The sequence below is a fragment of the Corynebacterium senegalense genome (assembly GCF_900411315.1).
GTDB lineage: Bacteria > Actinomycetota > Actinomycetes > Mycobacteriales > Mycobacteriaceae > Corynebacterium > Corynebacterium senegalense.
Genome location: NZ_LS990887.1, coordinates 208,224 through 220,993, shown reverse-complemented (window position 1 = coordinate 220,993; position 12,770 = coordinate 208,224). Strand labels below are relative to the sequence as shown.

16 protein-coding genes and 1 tRNA gene are annotated in these 12,770 nt (G+C 69.0%); 5 read left to right on the top strand and 12 right to left on the bottom strand.

Annotated features, from left to right (window positions below):
- Positions 1–68: 68 nt before the first annotated feature.
- From aspA to DYZ02_RS01075, 7 genes are read right to left on the bottom strand one after another with little or no spacing between them, the layout of a single operon-like run.
- Entirely contained in the window at positions 69–1,499 is a 1,431-nt protein-coding gene (gene aspA / locus DYZ02_RS01105) for an aspartate ammonia-lyase (RefSeq protein WP_115686309.1), read from the bottom strand.
- A gap of 21 nt (positions 1,500–1,520) precedes the next feature.
- Entirely contained in the window at positions 1,521–2,369 is an 849-nt protein-coding gene (gene hisG, locus DYZ02_RS01100; RefSeq protein WP_115684618.1) for an ATP phosphoribosyltransferase, read from the bottom strand.
- 12 nt (positions 2,370–2,381) lie between these two features.
- Entirely contained in the window at positions 2,382–2,645 is a 264-nt protein-coding gene (locus DYZ02_RS01095; protein WP_115684617.1) for a phosphoribosyl-ATP diphosphatase, read from the bottom strand.
- 6 nt (positions 2,646–2,651) lie between these two features.
- Entirely contained in the window at positions 2,652–3,326 is a 675-nt protein-coding gene (locus tag DYZ02_RS01090) for an HAD family hydrolase (RefSeq protein WP_115684616.1), read from the bottom strand.
- A 4-nt stretch (positions 3,327–3,330) separates the two neighbouring features.
- Positions 3,331–3,711, bottom strand: a complete 381-nt coding sequence (locus DYZ02_RS01085) for a hypothetical protein (protein WP_115684615.1) — start codon at positions 3,709–3,711, stop codon at positions 3,331–3,333.
- On the bottom strand, positions 3,708–4,949 hold the full coding sequence (gene mshC, locus DYZ02_RS01080) for a cysteine--1-D-myo-inosityl 2-amino-2-deoxy-alpha-D-glucopyranoside ligase (RefSeq protein ID WP_115684614.1): 1,242 nt from the start codon (positions 4,947–4,949) through the stop codon (positions 3,708–3,710). The genes DYZ02_RS01085 and mshC overlap by 4 nt, the downstream gene beginning before the upstream one ends.
- A 22-nt stretch (positions 4,950–4,971) precedes the next feature.
- Positions 4,972–5,799, bottom strand: coding sequence for an undecaprenyl-diphosphate phosphatase (locus DYZ02_RS01075; RefSeq protein WP_181896966.1), 828 nt, complete (start codon positions 5,797–5,799; stop codon positions 4,972–4,974).
- Between the two features lie 79 nt (positions 5,800–5,878).
- On the opposite strand from DYZ02_RS01075, the gene DYZ02_RS01070 reads away from it, so the two are divergent.
- Both DYZ02_RS01070 and DYZ02_RS01065 read left to right on the top strand, forming a co-directional pair.
- Complete coding sequence (locus DYZ02_RS01070) at positions 5,879–6,892, top strand: WD40 repeat domain-containing protein (RefSeq protein ID WP_245945515.1); 1,014 nt, start codon at positions 5,879–5,881, stop codon at positions 6,890–6,892.
- 12 nt (positions 6,893–6,904) lie between these two features.
- Positions 6,905–7,990, top strand: a complete 1,086-nt coding sequence (locus DYZ02_RS01065) for a quinone-dependent dihydroorotate dehydrogenase (RefSeq protein ID WP_115684611.1) — start codon at positions 6,905–6,907, stop codon at positions 7,988–7,990.
- Here the strand turns inward: DYZ02_RS01065 and DYZ02_RS01060 are convergent.
- Together DYZ02_RS01060 and DYZ02_RS01055 are read right to left on the bottom strand one after the other, a co-directional pair.
- Positions 7,965–8,315 (bottom strand): hypothetical protein, encoded by a 351-nt coding sequence (locus DYZ02_RS01060; protein ID WP_245945514.1) that lies wholly within the window; start codon positions 8,313–8,315, stop codon positions 7,965–7,967. The two genes, DYZ02_RS01065 and DYZ02_RS01060, sit on opposite strands and share 26 nt — an antisense overlap.
- Entirely contained in the window at positions 8,312–8,851 is a 540-nt protein-coding gene (locus DYZ02_RS01055; protein ID WP_115684610.1) for a YbhB/YbcL family Raf kinase inhibitor-like protein, read from the bottom strand. Before DYZ02_RS01055 ends, DYZ02_RS01060 begins: the two co-directional genes overlap by 4 nt.
- A gap of 178 nt (positions 8,852–9,029) precedes the next feature.
- On the opposite strand from DYZ02_RS01055, the gene DYZ02_RS01050 reads away from it, so the two are divergent.
- Positions 9,030–9,115: transfer RNA gene (locus DYZ02_RS01050), tRNA-Leu, on the top strand.
- Between the two features lie 66 nt (positions 9,116–9,181).
- On the opposite strand, the gene DYZ02_RS01045 is transcribed toward DYZ02_RS01050, so the two are convergent.
- Positions 9,182–9,814: a LysE family translocator gene (locus DYZ02_RS01045; RefSeq protein ID WP_115684609.1), complete on the bottom strand. Its 633-nt coding sequence runs from the start codon at positions 9,812–9,814 to the stop codon at positions 9,182–9,184.
- A gap of 72 nt (positions 9,815–9,886) precedes the next feature.
- On the opposite strand from DYZ02_RS01045, the gene DYZ02_RS01040 reads away from it, so the two are divergent.
- Both DYZ02_RS01040 and DYZ02_RS01035 read left to right on the top strand, forming a co-directional pair.
- Positions 9,887–10,561 carry a TVP38/TMEM64 family protein gene (locus DYZ02_RS01040; RefSeq protein WP_425450989.1) on the top strand — a complete coding sequence of 225 codons (675 nt, stop codon included), beginning with the start codon at positions 9,887–9,889 and terminating at the stop codon, positions 10,559–10,561.
- 11 nt (positions 10,562–10,572) lie between these two features.
- On the top strand, positions 10,573–11,136 hold the full coding sequence (locus DYZ02_RS01035; protein ID WP_115684607.1) for a MarR family transcriptional regulator: 564 nt from the start codon (positions 10,573–10,575) through the stop codon (positions 11,134–11,136).
- On the opposite strand, the gene DYZ02_RS01030 is transcribed toward DYZ02_RS01035, so the two are convergent.
- Together DYZ02_RS01030 and DYZ02_RS01025 are read right to left on the bottom strand one after the other, a co-directional pair.
- Positions 11,102–12,337, bottom strand: coding sequence for an SPFH domain-containing protein (locus tag DYZ02_RS01030; protein ID WP_245945513.1), 1,236 nt, complete (start codon positions 12,335–12,337; stop codon positions 11,102–11,104). The two genes, DYZ02_RS01035 and DYZ02_RS01030, sit on opposite strands and share 35 nt — an antisense overlap.
- Positions 12,337–12,765: an NfeD family protein gene (locus tag DYZ02_RS01025; RefSeq protein ID WP_115686307.1), complete on the bottom strand. Its 429-nt coding sequence runs from the start codon at positions 12,763–12,765 to the stop codon at positions 12,337–12,339. The genes DYZ02_RS01030 and DYZ02_RS01025 overlap by 1 nt, the downstream gene beginning before the upstream one ends.
- Positions 12,766–12,770: the final 5 nt, after the last annotated feature.

The window sequence follows — 12,770 nt, the reverse complement described above, 5'->3', positions numbered from 1 at the left end:
AATGTCTCCCTATTGCTGGGGCTGGTGATACTTATCAGTATTCAGCACTCCAACGCTGCCAGCAAACTCTAGTTGTCGTCCTCGTCGAGGTAGAGCTTGCCCCGGTACTCCGGGTGCATGAGGTTTTCCTTGCTGAACGCGCGGTCGAGCTCCGCCTCCGTCATCAGGCCGCGCTCGAGGACGAGCTCGCGCACGCCGCGGCCGGTGAGAGCAGCCTCCTTGCCGATGACGTCGCCGTTGTGGTGCCCGATGTACGGGTTGAGGTAGGTGATGATGCCGATCGAGCTGGTGACGTAGGCCTCGCACACCTCCTTGTTCGCGGTGATTCCCGTCACGCACTTCTCGCGGAGGGTGCGCGCGGCGTTGCGGAGGAGGTTGATCGACCCGAAGATCGACTCCGCGATGACCGGCTCCATCACGTTGAGCTGCAGCTGGCCCGCCTCGGAGGCCATGGAGACGGTGATGTCGTTGCCGAAGACCTTGAAGCAGACCTGGTTGACCACCTCGGGGATCACCGGGTTGACCTTCGCGGGCATGATCGAGGAACCGGCCTGGCGCTCCGGCAGGTTGATCTCGTTGAGGCCGGCGCGCGGGCCGGAGGAGAGCAGGCGCAGGTCGTTGCAGATCTTGGACAGCTTCATCGCGGCGCGCTTGATGGCCGAGTGCATCATGACGTAGCCGCCGGTGTCCGAGGTGGCCTCGATGAGGTCCGGGGAGGCCTGGATGTCGAGCCCGGTGACCTCGCGCAGCGCCGCGACGACCTGGTCGCGGTAGCCGGACGGGGTGTTGATGCCGGTGCCGATGGCGGTGGCGCCGAGGTTGACCTCGAGCAGGGCCTCCGCCGCGGACTGGATGGTGCGCTGCTCCTCGGCCAGGTTCGCGCCGAAGGCGGTAAACTCCTGGCCCAGGGTCATCGGCACGGCGTCCTGCAGCTGGGTGCGGCCCATCTTGATGACGTCGTGGAACTCGTCGCCCTTCGCGCGGAAGGCCTTCTGCAGCTCGTCGAGCTCCTGGAGCAGGCCCTGCACGGCGTAGTAGACGCCGAGGCGGAAGCCGGTCGGGTAGGCGTCGTTGGTGGACTGGGACATGTTGACGTCGTCGTTGGGGTTGATGACGTCGTAGGAGCCCTTCTCGTGGCCGAGGTGCTCGAGGGCGAGGTTGGCGACGACCTCGTTGGTGTTCATGTTGACGGAGGTGCCGGCCCCGCCCTGGAAGGCGTCGATCGGGAACTGATCGAGGCAGCGGCCCTCCTCGATGATCTGGTCGCAGGCCCACATGATGGCGTCGGCCTTCTTCTTCGGCAGAGCGTGGAGGCGGCGGTTGGCCATCGCGGTGGCCTTCTTCACCTGGGCCATGCCGCGGATGAATTCGGGCAGGTCGTTGATGGTGGAGCCGGAGATGTTGAAGTTGTTGATCGCCCGCAGGGTGTGCACACCGTAGTAAACGTCAGCGGGGACTTCCATGGGGCCGAGCAGATCTACTTCTGTACGAGTACTCATGTCCGCCATCATACGCACAACTCAGAGTCGGGCGATTCGCAGCTCAGTGGCCAGAATGCCCTCCGCTCCGACGCTAGCCAGATCGTCCATCACCTTGTTCGCGTCGAGCCGCGGCACCATGGCGCGCACGGCGACCCAGCCCTCCCGCGACAGCGGGGAGACCGTCGGCCCAGTGATGCCCGGGGTGATGGCCGTCGAGGCCTCGAGCTTGTCGCGCGAGACGTTGTAGTCGATCATCAGATAGGTCTGTGCGTTGAGGATGCCCTTGATGCGCTTGAGCACGACGTCGTGGCGCGCGTCGAGCTCGACGCCGGCACGCTTGACGACGACAGCCTCGCTGCTCGTGATCGGCTCGCCGAACGCGGCGAGGCCCTGCTGCCGCAGTGTCGTGCCCGTGGAGACGACGTCGGCAATGACGTCGGCCACGCCCAGCTTGATGGAGATCTCAACCGCGCCGTCGAGGCGGATCACCTCGGCGGGCGCGATGCCGCGGGCGGCGAGGTAGTCCTCGACCAGGTGCGGGTAGGAGGTGGCGATGCGGCGGCCCTGCAGCGCCTCCACGGTCCACGCCTCCCCCTGCGGGGCGGCGAAGCGGAAGGTGGAGCTGCCGAAGCCGAGCTGCAGCACCTCCTCGACCTTCGCGCGGGAGTCGAGGGCGAGGTCGCGGCCGGTGATGCCCAGGTCGAGGTGGCCCTGGGCGACGTAGATGGCGATGTCCTTGGGGCGCAGGAAGAAGAACTCGACCCCGTTGTCCTCGTCGAGGACGTTGAGCGACTTGTGCATCCCGCGGCTCTTGTAGCCGGCCTCGGTGAGCACCTCCATAGCCTTCTCGGACAGGGATCCCTTGTTGGGAACGGCGATCTTGATCACGGTGGTGCGCTCCTAGAGGTACTTGTAGATGTCGTCGGGGGTGATACCGCGCTTGATCATCATCACCTGGGTCCAGTACATGAGCTGGCTCATCTCCTCGGCCAGCTCGGCATCGGACTGGTACTCGGAGGCGATCCACACTTCGCCGGCCTCCTCGATGATCTTCTTGCCGATGAAATGCTCACCCTTGTCCAGGGCCTCCACGGTTCCGGAACCGGCGGGGCGCTCGGCGGCTTTGCGGGTGAGTTCGGCAAAAAGGTCATCGAAGGTTTTCACGCTGAATCACTCTATCGCATCGGTGCCGGCCAGTGCGCTGAACCACCGGGCGACGTCTGCCGCGCCCGCGCCGACGAACAGCGCGGGGTCGAAGCGGGTCACACCGTTGGGCACCTCCTGCGCGAGGCCGAGCACCCGGCAGCCGGCCGCCGCGGCGGCGCTCATGCCGGCCCAGGAGTCCTCGACGACGAGGCAGTCGGAGGGGTCCTCCCCTACTCTCCGGGCCGCCTCCAGGTACATGTCCGGCGCGGGCTTGGGGCTCGCGACCTCGTCGCCGGTGATGGAGTCGACGAAGAAGTGCTCTCCGACGGCGGCGATGCAGGCGTCGGCAAGCTCGCGCTCGGTGTTCGTGGTCACCAGCATCCGCATCCCGGCGTCGCGCAGCGAGGTGAGCAACCCGTGGATCCCGGGGTTGGGCTCGAGGCTGCCGGCGAGCAGCTCGCCCATGCGCGCGTACATCCACGCCCGGTAGCGCTCGTAGTCGCCCTCGCGAAGCTCTCGGCCCGCGAACTCCGCGCACAGACGCAGCGTGTTGGCGAAGCTGCCGCCGACCGTCCGCGCGCGAACCTCCGGGGTGATGCGTCGGCCCAACTTCTCCGACAGCTCGTAGGTGGCGATGCCCCAGAGGGGCTCGGTGTCGACGAGCGTGCCGTCCATGTCCCAGAAGACGGCCCGCGGCATCCCCCTACTCAAACTCGGGGAGGTTGTTCAGGGCCTCGTCGTCCGCGCCCGTCGCCGCGACTGCCCGGAACACCAGCGACTCCAGGTCGGCCTTCTCCTCGGGCTCGAGCACGGCGTCCGCGTTCGCCGCGTTGAACTCCTGCAGGTTGGCGTAGAAGGGGGCCACGACCTTGTTGATGTTCTCGCCCTCCGGGTCATCGCCCAGCAGCTCGAGGGCGTCGAGGAACATCTCGACGAGGCGCTTCAGGTCCGGCAGGACGGCGGGGTCGAAGGGCTGCTCCCACAGCTCCTTGTCCTCTTCCTGCAGGTAGGAGCCGGAGGCGAAGGTGGTCAGGTCGTCGATGAACTCGTCGACGTCGGGCTGGAACTGCTCGCGGATGCTCATGCGTTCATTGTGCGCGAAGTTGGCTGCAGCTGCACGCCGAGCAGCCCGTCGACCGCCGCGGCCACGAGGCCGTCGTGGTCGCCCTCCGCCGCGTCGAGGATCGCCAGGGCGCGGGGGGTGTCCAGGTCATCCGCGAGCGCCGCGCGGAGCCCGGCGACGACAGCGAGGGCCTCCGCCTCGGAAACCTCGCGGCCGGCGGCCTCGCGCCAGCGGGTGAGGCGGGAGGTGGCGGCGTCGAGAAGCGAATAGGAGAAGTCCCTGTCCTGCCGGTAGTGCCCGGCGAAGAGGGCGAGGCGGATCGCGCCCGGCTCGTAGCCCTCCTCGGTGAGTTTGTGCACGAAGACGAGGTTGCCCAGGGACTTGGACATCTTCGTCCCGTCGAGGGCGATCATGCCCGCGTGGACGTAGTGGCCCGCCATCCGCGGCACGCCGTAGGCGGCCTCGGCGTGCGCCGCGGAGAACTCGTGGTGCGGGAACGCGAGGTCGGAGCCGCCGCCCTGGATGGAGAAGCGGTGGCCGAGGCGGTTCGTCGCGATGGCGGAACACTCCACGTGCCAGCCCGGCCGGCCGGGGCCGAAGGGCGAGTCCCACGCGGGCTCGCCCCCGCGGTGGCCGCGCCACACAAGCGCGTCGAGGCTGTCGCGCTTGCCGGGGCGCTCCGGGTCCCCGCCCCGCTCCGCGAAGAAGTGCTCCATCTCGGCGCGCCCCAGGTTGGACTCGTAGCCGAACTGCTCCGTCGCCTCGATGGAGGCGTAGACGTCGCCGCCGTCGAGGCGGTAGGCCGCCCCGGCGCCGAGAAGCGCGGAGACCATCTCGATGACCTCGTCGATGGATTCCATCGCGCCGATGTAGTCGCGCGGCGGGATCACCCCGAGCTGCTCCATATCGCTGCGGAACAGGTCGATCTGCGAGATGCCCAGCTCGCGCCAGTCCACACCGTCGCGGGCCGCGCGCTCGAACAGCGGGTCGTCGACGTCGGTGATGTTCTGCACGTAGTGGACGCGGTGCCCGTTAGCTGCCAGCTGGCGGTGGATGAGGTCGAAGGCGAGGTAGGTGGCGGCGTGGCCCAGGTGGGTCGAATCGTAGGGGGTGATGCCGCAGACGTACATGCCCACCTCGCCGTTTGCGTCGGGGGTGACGTCGACGGCCTTGACGGCCTGGTCGGCGGTGTCGTAGAGGCGGAGTACTACAGCCTCGCCCGGCACGGGCGGGACGGAGGGGGTGGGCCAGGAATGCATGGGCACTACCCTACTCAGTCCGCTACGCGGGGTTCATAAGGCCGAAGCCGAGCAGCGCCATGACGAGCAGGCCCAGCGGGATGCGGTAGGCGGCGAACCAGGCGAAGGAGTTGTTGGAGACGAACTTGAGCAGCCACGCAATCGAGGCGTAGCCCAGGGCGAAGGCGATCGCGCTGCCCACGAACAGCTGGGCGCCGCTGGCCGCCTGCCCGGCCTGGGGGCTGAAGGCGTCGGGAAGCGAAAACAGGCCCGAGGCCAGCACCGCAGGGATGGCGAGCAGGAAGCTGAAACGGGTGGCCACCTCGCGGTCGAGGTTGCGGAACAGGCCGCCGGAGATCGTGCCGCCCGAGCGCGACACGCCCGGGATCAGCGCGAGGCACTGCCACAGGCCCATGACGATCGCGTCGGTCATGGTGAGCTCCTCGAAGCCGCGCGACTTCGTGCCCTTGCGTTCGGCGGCGATGAACACGAGCGAGAACAGGATGAGCACCGCCGCCGTGATCCAGAGGTTGCGGAAGTTCTCGCGGATCAGGTCCTTGAGCAAAAAGCCGAGCACAGCGACCGGGATGGTGCCCACGATGACCATCCACCCCATGCGGTAGTCGAAACCGCGCTTTTCCCTGTTGAACAGCCCGACGAACCAGCCGGAGAGGAAGCGCCAGATGTCCTTGGCAAAGAAAACGAGCACCGCCAGCTCGGTGCCGAGCTGGATGACGGCGGTGAAGCTGGCGCCGGCGTCCTCGCCCCAGAACAACTCGGAGACGATGCGCAGGTGGCCGGAGGAGGACACCGGCAGGAACTCGGTGAGGCCCTGCACGATAGACAGGACGATGACTTGGAGCCAGCTCATACTCATGGGTGGAGAGGTTACACCCGCTCATGGATGCCGGGCGCGGCGGGAAGCGTTGCTAGGCTTGGCAAACGTGAGTGTGAGCGTGAAAAAAGCGACGTTGATGGTGGCCGCGGGCTGCGCCGCCGCCGCGCTGGCCGCGTGCCAGTCCGAGCCGGCCCAGGACGACGGGCAGCAGAAGGATGTGTTCATGGGCAACGCCAGCGCGCAGCCCTCCCCGCCCTCGGCCGGCGTGGCCGGAAAGGTCTACCCCTCCGCCGCGGTCACGGAGCTCGACGCGACCGGCGACCTCCTCGCGCTGCGCACCGCCTCCGAGCTGCGCGTGGGCACCCTCGACGAGATCACCGCAGGCAAGGGCTCGAGCTACCCGCTTGACGACGCCTGCGGCGACGTCTCCGCGAACAACGGCACCTTCGTCATCGCCTGCGGCGACGAGATCCGCCTGATCACGGAGTCCGGTGAAAACTCCGTGGGCACCGACTTCCCCGCCACGGCCGCCGCCGTGACCACCGGCGGGGAGATCATCGCGGGCTCGCGCGAGGACAACACCGTGCGCGTCCTGCGCGACGGGCAGACGGTCTCCGAGTTCACCGTCGCCCGCGAGACCGACCGCATCTTAGCCGCCCCGCGCGGCGAGGGCCGCCCGGACGCCGTCGTGCGGCTCAACAACGCGGACACGACCGTCCAGGACCTCGACTGGCAGTCCGGCCGCCAGGGCGGCACGCTGCGCGCGGGCCTCGGCGTGGGCGGCGCCGCGACCGGCCCGGAGGGCATGGTGCTGGCGGCGGACGCGACGGGCAACCAGGTCCTCGTCTACAACACCGAGGACATCATCCGCCTGCAGATGACCGCGCCGGTGGCCGAGAGCCCGTGGGCCGTGGCCTGGGAGCTGCCGGGGCAGCTCGCGTGGGTGAGCTCCACCGCCGTCAACAAGGCGGAGGGGTACTCGCTGTCCACCGGGGTGCCCATCAAGCACGCCGGCTTCGCCACCGTCGCCGACGCGCAGTCGATGGTTGCGCTGCCCGATGGCACCCTCGTCCTCGCATCCGCCACCGGCGACGGCATCCAGGTCGTCTCCCCCTCCGACCGCTAGAAAGGTCCCTCCATGCGCCCCTACGACGTCCTGCTCAAAGCCATGTTCCTCCTGCCGCCGGAGCGCATCCACGGCATCATCGGCGGCTTGCTGCGCCTGCTCCATGCCGCGCGCCCCGTCAACCGCGCGATGGAGAAGGTGGTCCGCGTCCACGACCCCGTCCTGGAGCAGGAGCTCTTCGGCGTGCGCTTCCCCGCCCCGCTTGGGCTCGCGGCGGGCTTTGACAAGAACGCCGCTGCGATCGACGCCTGGGGGGCCGTCGGCTTCGGCTACGCCGAGATGGGCACCGTCACCCCGCGGCCTCAGCCGGGCAACCCCGCCCCGCGGCTGTTCCGCTTGCCCGCGGACAAGGCCATCCTCAACCGCATGGGCTTCAACAACGAGGGCGCGCTCGCCGCGGCGGTGAACCTGCGTTCGCGCAAGTCCGGCGACGTTGTGGGCATCAACATCGGCAAGAACAAGACCTCCGAGGACGCGGTCGCGGACTACCGGGCCGGCGCGAGCGTACTCGGGCCCCTGGCGGACTACCTCGTGGTCAACGTCTCCTCCCCCAACACCCCCGGGCTGCGCGACCTCCAGGCCGTGGAGGAGCTGCGCCCCATCCTTGAGGTCGTGCGCGACAATACCGACACCCCCGTCCTGGTGAAGATCGCCCCCGACCTCAGCGACGAGGACATCGACGCCGTAGCCGACCTGGCCGTCGAGCTCGGCATCGTCGGCATCGTGGCGACCAACACCACAATCTCCCGCGAGGGGCTCGTCACCGACCCCGCCGAGGTTGAGGCAATGGGCCCGGGCGGTATCTCCGGCGCCCCGCTGAACGAGCGCTCACTCGAGGTGCTGCGCCGCCTCCACAACCGCGTCGGCGGCAAGCTCGTGCTCGTCAGCGTCGGCGGGATCTCCACCCCGGAGCAGGCCTGGGAACGCATCACCTCGGGCGCGAGCCTGCTCCAGGGCTACACCCCATTCATCTACGGCGGGCTCGGCTGGATCCGGGGGATCCACGCGGGTCTCGCCGCGCAGGTGAAGGCGCACGGGTTGGCGTCGATTAGCGAGGCCGTGGGCAGCGGCCTCACATGGCGGAACGACGCAGAATAAGCGCGCAGACGGCGGCCGTCACGGCCCAGAGAATGAGCCAGAACGGCTGCGTCACGAAGAGCTCGGCCGAGGGGGCGAGGAACCCCACCACGAGGAGCACCACGGCCAGCGCGAGCGCAACGACCTGCGGCCGCGAGCGCTCTTGGCCGCGGACGAACGTCGCGTTCGCCCCGAAAATGACCGCCGCTGCGACGATGCTGAGCACCTGGGGCGTCACGACGAATGTCTCGTCCCCGCGCAGGTAGGCCAGCGCCGCGTAGATGAGCAGAACGAGCGCCACGGCCATGAAAGCCCCGCCGGCGCGCAGCTGAACCGGGACCGTCACTTGTTCTCGTACCAGCCCCACACCACGCCGCGGCCCAGGGAGTGGAAGAAGAGGTTGAAGGCCAGCACCGTGGGCGTCGCGTCCTCGGGCACGTCAAGCTTCTCCACGTCAACCGCGTGCACCGCGAAGATGTAGCGGTGCGGCGCGTGGCCCGCCGGCGGGTTGGCACCGTAGAAGGCGCGCTGCCCCGAGTCGCCCTTCAGAGTGACCGCGCCGACGCCCAGGTCCTCGGCGCTGCCCGCGCCCGCGGGGAGCGCGGTGACGTCGACGGGGATGTTGAACGCAGCCCAGTGCCAGAACCCCGCGCCCGTCGGCGCGTCCGGGTCGTAGCACGTCACCGCCAGCGACTTGGTGCCCTCCGGAAGCTGCGACCAGGAAAGCTCGGGCGAGGTGGCGTCCTCGCCGACGAACGTGTCGGCCAGGCGCTCCCCGTCCGAGACGCCGCTGGAGGTCAGCGGGAACGAGGGGACGTCGGCCAGCGACGCCAGCGGGTCGTGGCCCGGGAAAACATCGGAGTCGTAGTCGTAGGTAGTCATGGCTCCATTTCTACCCGATGCGCCCGTGCACGGGGGCCGGATTCATGGAATGACAGGTGTGGGATTCCTCTTCGTCTTAACGCCGATTTCCGCGCGCTGACCTGCCGATTTGTGTGTTTGTCACAGCACCCCCTATAGTAATGCAGGTGCCCAGCCGAGAGGCTGAAAACAAAACCCGGCCCGGGTGGCGGAATGGCAGACGCGCTAGCTTGAGGTGCTAGTGTCCTATTAACGGACGTGGGGGTTCAAGTCCCCCCTCGGGCACAACTCTCCGAGACATCGTGATCACGGTGTCTCGGATTTTTTATTGTGCCGGCACGGCGTCGCCGGCTACACCCCCAGCGCGTCGGCCAGGTAGTAGGAGCCGATGAGCACGAAGATGGCGCCCGGCAGGAAGCGCACCGCCGGCAGGTTTGCCAGCGGCGAGGACGACGCCGCCTTGAGCACCACAGACATGGTGGAGAAGATCAGCAGGGACACCGCGAGGAGGAGCGCGAGCATCGCGGCCTTCGCCGCCGCGCCGTCGTAGTGGTTCATCAGCGGAGTGAAAAACGAGGTGAAGAAGACGAGCGCCTTCGGGTTGGAGAGGTTGGTCACCAGGCCCAGGCGCACCGACCGCCACGCCGAGGCGCGGTCCGGTGCGGACGCCTCGCCGACGTAGCGGACCCCGCCTCCCCCGGCGGGCCGCGCGGCGCCCCTCAGCGCCAGCAGGCCGAGCAGGATGAGCACCGCCGAGCCGAGCACCGGCAGGATGACGGCGAGCGCGGGCACGGCGAGCAAAAGCGCCGAAATCCCGACGAGGGAGAGGACGGACCAGAGGGAAACGCCCAGGGCGGCCCCCAGTGCCGTCGCGAAGCCTGCCCTGTGCCCGTGGCGCGCGACCTGGCTGCCGATGGCGACGATGTCGGGGCCCGGGATGGCCATGACCGCGGCCCAGCTGAGGACGTCGGCGGCGACGAGCATGCTGGCTTCTCCCTGGGGTGCGTGCGGGGGTAGGTTTGTGACGACTATATAGCCCCCCTAGAAAGACCACCCATGCCGAGAATGTCCGCGCGCCGCGCCGTTCTGCTCGCGGTCGCCGCCGCCGGGTTCGTCGCGGCATGGCTGCTTCTCGACGTCCCCCCGCTGCCCGTCCTGCGCTCCTGGGCCGAGCACACCGGCCCGTTGTTCCCTCTCTTCTTCTGGCTGCTCTACGTCTTGGTCACGCAGTTTCCCATCCCCCGCACCATCATGACGCTGTCGGCCGGCGTGCTCTTCGGCAGCCTGTGGGGCCTGGCGATCGCGATCACGGCGACGACGGCTTCCGCGGTGCTCTCCCTGCTCGTGGTGCGCGGCCTGCTGCGCGACTGGATCGCGCCGCGGCTGACCCACCCGGCGGTGGAGACGGTGAACCGCCGCCTCGAGCAGCGCGGCTGGCTGGCGGTGGCGAGCCTGCGGATGATCGCGGTCGTTCCCTTCTCCATCATGAACTACGCCGCCGCCCTCACCCGTGTCGGCGTTCTTCCCTTCGCTCTGGCCACCTTCGCGGGCTCGCTGCCGGGGACCGTCGGCACGGTGTTCCTCGGCGATACTCTGACCGGCCGGGCGGATCCCGCGGTGATCGCGCTGACCGTGGTGCTCGGGCTCCTCGGCCTCGGTGGGCTGCTTCTCGACGCCCTGCTGCCCACCCGCCAGGGCGCGCCGAGTCAAGTCGGGAGCCCGGACAACTAGACTGTTGAGCCATGATTGCCGTACACGCACGCTACCGGGGGCGGGAGAAGCGGCGCGCCGAGCTGGTGCGCCGCTCTGCTGAGGCCCTCGCCACCCTCCCCGGCGTCGGGACCTTCGAGGTGGTGGGCGTGGAGGACATCCGGGCCCGGGTCGACGACGCCGAGGCGGCCCTCAACCTCATCATGGCCCTGCTTTCCGACGGCAGCTGGGCCATCGGGCTGGGCATCACCCGCGAGGGCAGCGCCCTCTACACCGCGACGGAGGCCGTCGGGTCGCGCCCCGCCGTGGTGGGGGTCAAGGTGGACGCCCCGGACGCCGGGACGGACGCCGAGGATATCGCCGCCGCGCTGGCCCTGTTGGGCCACGTCCTGCACAAGCGCACCTTCGAGGGGCGCGAGGCCACCGCCCTGCTGCGCGGCGGTTACAACCAGAACGAGGCGGCGGCCGCGCTGGGCATCTCGAAGCAGGCGATGAGCCAGCGCCTCCAGGCAGCCGGCTGGCGGGCGGAGCAGGCTGGCTGGAAGCTGGTGCTCAACCTGATTACTCGGGCTGCTTCCGCTCCACCTGCTCGCTGACACCAGGTAGAAGGTCGCTGCCCGGCTGCTCGTGGCGCGCCTCGATGCCGCGTGGCTGCGCCGCGCCCGGCGAGGGCGCGCCGGGTTGCGCGACGGCGGTCGGGTCGGGGTCGTCCACGTGCTTGTTGGCCACAGCGCGCGCTTCCGCGAGCGCCTTGGCCAGCTCCGGGTCGGTGGAGGTGTCGAACCACTCGTCCGTGTTTTCCTGCGCCGCCATGTCGCGCGTCGCCTCGTCCACACTCGCGGCCTCGTAGCGGAAGACACCGTCGTCGTCCTTGTGGGCGAAGGCCTTGGCGAACTGCTCCAGGGAGTCGCCGAACGCCGAGGGGATCATCCACATGGTGGCCGCCTCGTTGTCGGCGATCTGGGGCAGCTTGTCCAGGTACTGGTACGCGAGCAGCTCGGGCGTGACGCCGGAGGACTTGATCGCGGCGTTGACCTTCTGGATCGCCCGGGCCTCGCCCTGCGCGGCGAGGAACTTGGCGGCGCGCTCTCCCTCCGCGCGCAGGATGGTGGCCTGGCGCTCCGCCTCGGCGTTGAGGATGGCCGCGTGCTTCTCGCCCTCCGCGGAGAGGATGCGGGCCTGCTTCTCGCCCTCGGCGGTCTTGATGTCGGACTCGCGCTTGCCCTCGGCGGTGAGGATCATCGCGCGCTTCTCCCGGTCCGCCTTCATCTGCATCTCCATGGACTGCTGGATCGAGGGCGGCGGATCAATCGCCTTGAGCTCGACCCTGCTGATGCGCAGGCCCCACTTGCCGGTGGCGGCGTCCAGCTCACCGCGCAGGCGGCGGTTGATCGTCTCGCGGGAGGTCAGGGTTTCCTCGAGGGTCATGCCGCCGACGACGTCGCGAAGCGTGGCCACCGAGATCTGCTCGACGCCGACAAGGTAGTTGTCCACGCCGTAGATCGCCTTGGCGGGGTCGTTGATCTGGAAGGTGACCACGGTGTCGATGGCCACGGTCAGGTTGTCCTGGGTGATCACGGCCTGAGGCGGGAAGGACACGACGCGCTCGCGGGTGTCCACGCGGGCGCGCACCCGGTCGATGAAGGGGACGAGCAGGGTCAGCCCGCCGGAGACGGTGCGGGTGTAGCGGCCGAGACGCTCGATGACGGCCGCCTCCCCCTGCGGAATCAGTTTGATCGAGGTGAAGAGGAGCGCCACCACCAAAGCGATGATGACGAGGGCAAAAATAGCGCCCATCAGCTTTCCTTCCAGACGACCGCCACCGGGCCGTCGATGTCGGATACGGTCACGTGCGCCCCGGCGGGGATGCTCACCGCGGGGTCGAGCGAGCGGGCGGACCAGATGGAGCCGTCCAGGCGCACCTGGCCGCCGGCGGGGGTGATCTCCTCCAGCACCTCCGCGCGCGAGCCGACGAGGGCGCGCGGTGAGTCGTCGTAAAGCGGCGGCTTGATGAAGCGCCGGTGCAGGTAGGGCCGCAGGAAGAACCAGAAGGCCGCGGAGGAGGCGGCGAAGACGGCCACCTCGGCCCACAGGGGCAGGCCGAACAGCGCCGCGCCGGAGGTGGTGAGGGCGCCGGCGGCAATCATCAGGAAGGTGAACTCGCCCGCCGCCAGCTCAAGCCCGGCGATGACGAGTGCTGCGATAAACCAGATGAGTGCGCCCACGTGCC